The organism is Noviherbaspirillum aerium (genome assembly GCF_008929045.1).
GTDB classification, from domain to species: domain Bacteria; phylum Pseudomonadota; class Gammaproteobacteria; order Burkholderiales; family Burkholderiaceae_D; genus Noviherbaspirillum; species Noviherbaspirillum aerium.
In genome coordinates, this window is sequence record NZ_VFAH01000056.1 from 1 (window position 1) to 4,855 (window position 4,855).

A 4,855-nucleotide genomic window follows, 5' to 3' on the forward strand; every position below is an offset into this window, starting at 1 on the left:
CCCTCCAACAGGGGACGAACTTGGTCAAACTGTTCACGAGTGATATCGCTTGGATAATACTTCCTGCTCATTCCGGATCAATGTCATCACAAACCCGGTTTGGACAAAAAAATATCGTTCACGTTCTAAGCCGGCGTCGGCCCGCGCAGACTCTATCGTGCAGGTATGCGCGCTGCGCAATGCTGATCGTGCGCAAGCCGGTGTAGATTGGCGGTCGCGCTATCGTGTTAGTGTGCGGTAACGGTGATAGCTGCCTACCACGTCGCGAAACATCTGCTCTCGTTCCCTTACGTAAGCCGGATGCTGCGCTTTGATAAACAATCGGTGTCCGCCGGCATAAACAAGGTCGGCAACCTTAACGAGTCCGGGAAACAGATGCTGCCTGACGGAATTGAATGTTCCGCCGCACACGACGATCTCAGGGTTGACCAGCCCAATCTGTTCGCGCAGGAATGCCGCATCGCGCGCTGCTGCTTGTTCGACCGCCACGGTTGCAGCACGCCCTCCGGTCGTTTTTTTCAGATTGATAACCGCGCAGGACAGCAGCGCCCTGCGGCGGTTCCTGCTGGCCATTCTGAAGTCTTCATCCCCACCGTCAGTGCCGTACGCGAGGCCGTGCGCCCAGCGTCCGATGTTGTGAAACGTCGGGCGGCGCCATAGTGCGCTCTTGCGCTGCGTCGTGACCACGTCGCGGATAAGCGCGGTGATGCTTTTCTCGTAGTCGTTGGTTTCTTTGAGAAGGAACAGGACCCGCAACGGAGCCTTGATCCACTCGGGCGGCGATATGATGCCATCCTCTACGAAATGCCGCTCGAAAACATCACTGCTGGCGCGCCAGCGTGCAAACAGCTGGTGCATCGCTATCTGGTGCTCGATATACGTGTCATCATTCATTGGTTATTGGTCATAGTGAATCAATGTGCGTCGGACTATATCCGTTCGAACCAGTTTTGCGAAGCGCGCGATCATACTAATCTGTATCATTCTCTGTCCCCATACCGCGCGGCTACACTGACTACCGAGCTGTACGACGGAGACGTAGATGGACACTAAACAGTTCCAACGGGCCGCCGAGTCAACAGTCAGGTTGTATTCCGTCGCCTGGGGCGATCCCGGCCCGATTCATACCAACCAACCTCCGTAAAAGCCGCAGCGGCTCATCTCCTGACTGCTCAGCGAAAACGCAAGTTTGAGGCCGAAGGCTAGCGCGTACGCAAAGACGGTAGTCGATTCTGGACCAGCGCAGTCATTCATCCGCTCTTCGGTAATGACGGCAGCCACATTGATTTCGCGAAAGTGACACGTGATATTACTGAACGAAAAAAATAAAAGAATCATTGCGCGAAAGCGCACAGCGACTCCGGATGTTTGTGAACAGCGCAACAGACTACGTGATGAGTGGTATGCCAAGCAGCCTAGTCTGAGGCTTAAGCCACGTGACAACCTTTCAAACTGATTCCCGAATCACCGCGGCATCACGATGCGTATCGCGGTTTCCGCTTTCCGGGTCGACTGCAGCTCCACACTGCCGCCATGGGCATTCACGAATTGCTTGACGATGTACAGTCCGAGTCCCAACCCTTGGCTCGCATGACGCCGCTGTAGACTGGAATGGAACGGCTTGAACAGATGGCTGCGTACCGATTCCGGCATCATACCGCCATTCTTGACTTCCACGACGATGCTGCGCTGTTCGGAACCGTCGATGACGATCTGCACCGGCGTGCCGGGCTCACCATGCTGCAGTGCATTGCCGATGAGGTTGGAGAAAATCTGCTCGAGACGGTCACCGTCAACCATGCCTTCGCAATTGCCCCTGGATTCGATATCGATGCGCTTGTCGGGCCGGCCGTAGGCGAGCTCGCCCACGATCTTGCGGCTGATTTCGAGATAACTTAACGGCTGTGGATTCAGACGTATGCCGTCCGAGCGAATACGTGTGACATCGAGCAGCTGGCCGACCATCTTCGTCATGCGGTCACCGCTGGAACGAATGCGGTCGGCCGAGGTGGTGATCGTGGGATTGTCGGACATCAGCCGTATCGCTTCGGCGCCCATCATGATCGACGACAGCGGATTGCGCAGGTCGTGCCCGAGCACGGCGGCGAACATTTCATTCATGTGCAGCGCCTGGCGCAGTTCTTCAAGCTGGCGCGAGAGCTGCTTTTCCTTCGCATGCAGTTCGACGAAGACATTGACCTTGCTCTTGAGCGCGGCGGGGTCGACGGGCTTGTAGAGGAAATCGACGGCGCCTGCCTCGTAGCCGCGGAAGGTGGTCTTCGCCTCGGACGCCGCTGCGGTCAGGAAGATCAGCGGCACCGCGCGCGTGCGAGCACTGCCGCGGATCAGTTCGGCGAGTTCGAAGCCGTCCATGAGCGGCATCTGCACGTCGACGAGGGCGAGCGCGACTTCATGGGCGAGCAAGATTTCGAGCGCTTCCGGTCCGGAAGACGCCGTCATCACCCGTATGCCGTCGCGCGCGAGCAGTGCCTGCATTGCCACCAGATTCTGGGCAACGTCGTCCACAACCAGGATGTTGATGTCTTGACTCAAGATGAAAGCTGCCTCGGCATATCGAAAGTTGTCAGCGAAGACAACAGACTTGCCAACTTATTAATACAAGGAACGCGGTGGACGGTGGGCTCGCGCCAGTCTGTATCATACCAAATACCGAGGCACGATATGTAAGCGCGCCGACGCAAACAGAACGTTGATGAACGACTGCGGGAACTTTACAGGTCCTTCCTGCGAAAGCGGAAAGCCTCCGCCGGACTCTACCTGAGCAAGCTGCAAGTGCAAGGGATGCTGGCCGATCTGTTCGGAATTGAGTTGTCGGTGAGCGCCATCAATGAAGGTGAAGCCGAAATCAGCGCCGCATTGGAGAGCAATGTGCAGTAAGCATACGCCCACGTACAGCAAGCCGGCGTCGTGCATGCTGGCGAGACTGGCCACAAGGAACGTGGCCGCCGGCACTGGCTATGGTTAATTGTGGCCGGCACCGTGCAAAAGTACAGTGCTTTGACGCTGGTCCGCAGTAAGACTATGCAAAGCTTCCGGCCAATTCGCTGAAAAGCAGTTATATCAGGTGCAGTACTTCCTAGTCCTTTACTCAGCGAACAAATCTGGGCCGAAGACTTCATAATGAATCCTAGACTCTTTGATCCCCTTGCCAAGTAACGCATCGTGTTGCATTCGCATAAACGGGAGCGGCCCACAAATATAGTAATCTGCATCGACAAGCAGTATCTTTTCAGCGATGAGCCCAATATCCACAAGGCCCGGATAATCGAAATCTATCCCTTGCTGATCTTCAGGCAGCGGCTCGTTGTAGAAAATGATTGTCTTGAAAGTCGGATGCTGCTGGGCGGTCTGCCGCAAGTGGTCTTTCATGGCATGCACCGCGCCGTTGCGCGCCCCGTGAACGAATACCACGTCCCGACCGTGCGATTGCAGAACCCGGTTCAGCATGCTGATCATCGGAGTGAGCCCAACCCCACCGCTGATCAATACAACAGGTGTGGTTGCGTTGACGTCGATGTAGAATGTCCCGTATGGCGCTGCAACCTTTAGAGTGTCACCGACCTGAACCTGGTCGTGCAGAAGGGTCGAAACATAGCCCGCCTGTTCCGGTGCGGCGCCACCCTCACGCTTGACCGAAATCCGGTAACTACGTCCGTTCGGCGCATCTGACAAGCTGTACTGGCGAATCTGCTGCAGGTCTAACCGCGGCACGTGCAAGGCTACACTGATGTATTGGCCTGGCTCAAAGTTCGTCACCGGCTTGCCGTCAGCTGGTTCAAGGAGGAAGGATGTAATGACATCACTTTCTGGCTGCTTGGCGCGCACGATGAAATCACGCCACCCTACCCATCCGCCCTGCTGCTCGCTGGTCTCTTCCCGCAGCCCGCTTTCCATTCCCATCAGGATATCAGCCAGGTTGCCATAGGCTTGCGCCCAGGCAGAAATGATGTCGTCGGTCGCAGCATCTCCGAGCACCGCTTTAATGGCTGCAAGAAGATGCTCGCCAACGATGGGGTACTGATCCGGTCGCACATCAAGGCTGACATGCTTGTTCGCTATGTTCTTTAGCACCGCTTCGAGAGATTCGGGATCCTCGATGTTAGCTGCGTAGGCATACACTGCTCGCGCCAGTGCTTGCTGTTGCTCACCTCGTTCCTGATGGCGCATATTGAAGGTATTCTTCAGCTCAGGATGAGCACTTAACATGTTGCGGTAAAAATGCTTGATGATGTCATAACCATGCTGAGCGAGGACCGGCGCCGTAGCTTTTACGATGTCCTTGGTCTTTTGAGTTAGCATTGTCTTTCCTTCCACAAGGCAAAATGTTTCCTTGCCAGATAAGGATCTAAAAAGGAGTTTTGACATTGGTAACAGGAGCCCGTTCAAGCGGGGGAAACGACCGCAGGTGAGTATCTATTTATGTCTGCATGCAATCAGACTGTGTGCCCGGGGACGTTTTCCGTCCTTACTGCTGCCCGGACGTTTCTGATCCACAAGCGATAGGCATACAGCTCCGGCTTAGTCTGTGGATGAGTTCGTCGAGGAGGCGATCATGCCTGACAAAATAGCTGAAGGACTTAGGTGGACACCTCATGACAGTATTGGCACTTACCACATCCCGCCGGGGTCGGTATGACGCAGCACTGAAGGCACATCTTCGCCGAGTCGCCACTTAATGAAACGAACAACAAAAAGCCCAGCTGTTTTGTAAGCGCCTAGCCATCCCACATTGACGGGATACCGAATCTACGAGCAGAAGTTTACGCGGGCGTCCAGCGATGCGGCAACAGTTCGGTGACACGGCTAGCCAGCAGTGTCGGCAAGCGTTCGAGGA

General features: G+C 55.6%; 3 protein-coding genes and 1 pseudogene. 1 reads left to right on the top strand and 3 read right to left on the bottom strand.

What is annotated here, in order from left to right; genetic code table 11:
• Window positions 1–219: 219 nt before the first annotated feature.
• Window positions 220–894: a hypothetical protein gene (locus tag FH061_RS29905; protein ID WP_151639472.1), complete on the bottom strand. Its 675-nt coding sequence runs from the start codon at window positions 892–894 to the stop codon at window positions 220–222.
• A 327-nt stretch (window positions 895–1,221) separates the two neighbouring features.
• Here FH061_RS29905 and FH061_RS31430 point away from each other — a divergent pair.
• Window positions 1,222–1,329 (top strand): annotated as a pseudogene (locus FH061_RS31430) (hypothetical protein); the annotation flags it as partial.
• A 135-nt stretch (window positions 1,330–1,464) separates the two neighbouring features.
• Here FH061_RS31430 and FH061_RS29915 read toward each other — a convergent pair.
• Window positions 1,465–2,553, bottom strand: a complete 1,089-nt coding sequence (locus FH061_RS29915; RefSeq protein WP_151639473.1) for a hybrid sensor histidine kinase/response regulator — start codon at window positions 2,551–2,553, stop codon at window positions 1,465–1,467.
• 552 nt (window positions 2,554–3,105) lie between these two features.
• Window positions 3,106–4,320, bottom strand: a complete 1,215-nt coding sequence (gene hmpA, locus FH061_RS29920) for an NO-inducible flavohemoprotein (RefSeq protein WP_151639474.1) — start codon at window positions 4,318–4,320, stop codon at window positions 3,106–3,108.
• Window positions 4,321–4,855 lie beyond the last annotated feature (535 nt).